The sequence below is a fragment of the Tritonibacter horizontis genome, assembly GCF_001518015.1.
GTDB classification, from domain to species: domain Bacteria; phylum Pseudomonadota; class Alphaproteobacteria; order Rhodobacterales; family Rhodobacteraceae; genus Epibacterium; species Epibacterium horizontis.
On the sequence record NZ_LPUY01000112.1, the window covers coordinates 1 to 3,252 of the forward strand.

The 3,252-nt window shown below is 63.8% G+C and carries 3 protein-coding genes; 2 read left to right on the plus strand and 1 reads right to left on the minus strand.

Translation table 11 applies throughout. The features are described from left to right. Positions 1-145 precede the first annotated feature (145 nt). On the minus strand, positions 146-1,612 hold the full coding sequence (gene pdxR, locus TRIHO_RS20045; protein WP_068248060.1) for a MocR-like pyridoxine biosynthesis transcription factor PdxR: 1,467 nt from the start codon (positions 1,610-1,612) through the stop codon (positions 146-148). Between the two features lie 194 nt (positions 1,613-1,806). Between pdxR and TRIHO_RS20050 the strand changes: the two genes are divergently transcribed. Together TRIHO_RS20050 and TRIHO_RS20055 are read left to right on the plus strand one after the other, a co-directional pair. Next, positions 1,807-2,130: an ArsR/SmtB family transcription factor gene (locus TRIHO_RS20050; RefSeq protein WP_068248063.1), complete on the plus strand. Its 324-nt coding sequence runs from the start codon at positions 1,807-1,809 to the stop codon at positions 2,128-2,130. Continuing rightward, positions 2,123-3,175 carry a permease gene (locus TRIHO_RS20055; protein ID WP_068248071.1) on the plus strand — a complete coding sequence of 351 codons (1,053 nt, stop codon included), beginning with the start codon at positions 2,123-2,125 and terminating at the stop codon, positions 3,173-3,175. Before TRIHO_RS20050 ends, TRIHO_RS20055 begins: the two co-directional genes overlap by 8 nt. The last annotated feature ends 77 nt before the right edge of the window (positions 3,176-3,252 follow it).

The window sequence follows — 3,252 nt, forward strand, 5'->3', positions numbered from 1 at the left end:
CGCCCAACCCAGAGGATGTCATCTTTGATGACCGTCCGAAGGGGCGGGAGAGCTCCCTTGCGCCCAGTTGGCCGCCAGCGCCCCTGGGCGCGGCGGCTGTTGGCCAGGGTCTGGACCAGGGTTCGAGCCGGGGTCCGGGTCAAGGTCAGGCGCGGGCGGCGCGAATGGATTCGGCCACGTGCTGGACCCCGGCGGGGATGCGGTCTGAGGCAATGGAGGAATAGCCGAGCCGATAGAAATGATGCTGGCGTGTTTGCGCCGCAAAGAAGGGCGCGCCGGGTTCGATCAGCACGCCTTTGGTGCGCAGCCCGCTGGCGACCTGGCCCATATCGACATGATCCGCCGCCCGCATCCAGAGCGACGAGCCGCCGTAGAGGTTGCGATTTGCCGGTACCAGCCCATGCAGGGCGATCACCTGCTCCAGCACCTCGCGCCGTTCCTGCAACACGCGGGCCATGCGGCGGATCTGCGCATCGTAGTGACCGAGGGACAGGAAATAGGCGACCGTGCGCTGGATATGTCCCGGCGGGTGGCGCAGCACATTGGCCCGGAGGGCGCGGGCCTGCCGAATGAACGGCTCCGACCCCACCAGATAGCCCAGGCGCAGCCCCGGAAACAGCGATTTGGAAAAACTGCCGAGGTAGATCACCCGCCCGTCACTGTCGATGGATTTCAGCGCAGGCGAAGGCGGCGCGCGAAAGGACATTTCAAATTCGTAGTCGTCTTCGACCACAATCGCATCAATCGCCGCTGCACGTTGCAGCAGCGCGCGACGCCGCGCCATTGGCATGGTGGCGGTGGTGGGGCTTTGGTGGCTGGGGGTGGTGAAGACCACATCGGTATCCGCCGCGATCTGCTCGGGGGGCAGGCCATCGCTGTCGACGCCGATCACATCCAGCGTGCAGCCGGTGTGACTGAGCTGGTCGCGCAGAGTGTAGTAGCTGGGATCTTCGATCGCGGCCTTGCGACCCGGTTCAAGCAGGAGCTGCACCACGGTCCAAAGCGCATTCTGGGCGCCCAGCGTGATCAGGATTTCCTCGGGCCGGGCAATGATGCCACGTCGCGGCAGGGTGTGGCGGGCGATATATTCGATCAGGAGCGGATCATCCTGATCGAAGTAATCGCCGGTCATGGCCGCAAAATCCTTTTGCCCCAGCGCGCGCAGGGCACAGAGCCGCCAGTTCGCGTGATCAAACAGGGTGGCATCCGCCTGACCGTAGATGAACGGATACCTGTAGCTGCGCCAGTCCTGCGGTTTGCGCGGGGTGTCGCCCCCGGTGAACCGGCGGGTGATGGTCCGGTCCCAGTCCACCGTCTCTTGTGCGCGTTGCGTCGGCGAGAAGGTCGGCGGCACCGGGGCCGTTTCCGAGACGAAAAAGCCAGACCGGCCCCGGGCGCTGAGATAGTCGTTTGCCACCAGTTCCGTATAGGCGAGGGTCACGGTAATGCGGCTGACCCCAAGATGCGCGGCCAGTTTGCGCGAGGAGGGCAGTTTCTCCTCCGCCCGAAAGCGGCCCGACAGGATGCCGGCGGCGATCATCTCCTGTATCTGCGCCTGCAGAGTGCCCTGCGCGTCCGGATTGAGAAAGAAGGTTTCGACGGAAATGGCCATATCCGGGACCCTAATCTGGACTTAGTGCGATGGCAATCGGGCAGCGGCGCAGGCGCGACGTTTTTGCCTGCGGGTGAATTTTCGATGTGGAAACAGGGATGTATTCGCCGTTGGCGCATCGGAGCTGTGATCTGGCTTGCTAAATCGAAAACATAACCATAAAACTAGTTATATAGAATTAACTGGAGGGTCCGATGAATTCGTCACTTGCTGCGCAGGGCTTTGCTGCGATGGGATCGGAGGCGCGATTGGAGGTGCTGCGGGTTCTGGTTCGCGCGGGCGAAGCCGGTCTGACCGTTGGTGACGTCCGCGACCGGACCGGTATTGCGGCGTCGACCCTTGCCCATCATTTGAAGTTTCTGGCCGCAGCGGAGGTGGTCGCGCAGGAGAAGGTCGGGCGGACAACGATTTGCCGGGCCAATTTTCCACATCTTGAACAGCTTGCGGGCTTTATCCTGAGCGAGTGCTGTCAGGACCGGGACCTTGGACCTGATAGAAAGGTGGCACAAAATGGCTGAAGTCCAATCATCGCTTCGTCCCCGTTCCGCCCTTTGGCAGCGCGCAGGCGGGATCTTGCGTGGCCTGCAAAGCCCCTGGGTGTTGGGGGCGCTGGTTCTTCTGGTTGTGGCGCTGATTGATCCGGGCCAGTTCCAGCCGGTGCTGTCCTTTGCCGTCTGGGCGCTGGTCTCTACCTCGAAATACATCCTGTTTGCGGTGACTTTGCTGGCCTACCTCAAGGCGACCGGGGCGGAGGTGCTGGTGGCGCGCGCCTTTGTCGGGCGGGAGGGGCGGATGATTGTGTTTGCCGCGCTGCTGGGCGGGCTGGCGCCGTTTTGCTCTTGCGAAGTCATCCCCTTTGTCGCGGGCCTGCTGGCGCTGGGGGCGCCGCTGGCGGCGGTGATGGCGTTCTGGCTGTCCTCGCCGTTGATCGATCCGCCGACCCTGCTGATCACGGCGGCGGCTCTCGGTTGGCCCTTTGCCATTGCCAAGGCGGTGAGCGCGGTGGCGCTGGGCGTGTTTGGCGGTTTCGCGATCAAGGCCTTGCGCCGGGTCGGGCTGTTTGCACAGCCTCTGCGCAAGGCAAGTGTCACGAGCTGTTGCGGCTGTGGCGCGCCAAAGGTCGAACAGGCCCCCAACTGGCGGTTTTGGCAGGCGGCGGACCGGCGCGCGATCTTTCGTCGGCAGTTCATCGAAAACGCATTGTTCCTGCTGAAGTGGCTTGCTTTTGCCTATGTGTTGGAAGCGGTGCTGGTCACCTATGTGAAGCCGGAGTGGATTGCGGCCGTTGTCGGTGGCGAGGGTGTGCTGCCGATTGCCACGGCAGCAATTGTTGGCATGCCGGCCTATCTGAATTCCTATGTGGCCCCGCCGTTGCTGGCGGGGCTGATCACACAAGGGATGAGCGCAGGCGCAGCACTGGCCTTCATGGTGGCGGGGGCGGTCAGCTCGATCCCGGCGATGGCGGCGGTCTGGTCCTTGGTGACGCCACGGGTTTTTGCCACCTATCTGGCGCTGGGGGGCACCGGGGCGATCCTGTCGGGCATCGTGTTCCAGCTGGTCTGACGGCGGGACATCGCAGGGGCCTCTCCCGCCCGCGGAAGATGCCAATCTGCGATTGACCTCGCCCGCCGTTGGGCCGG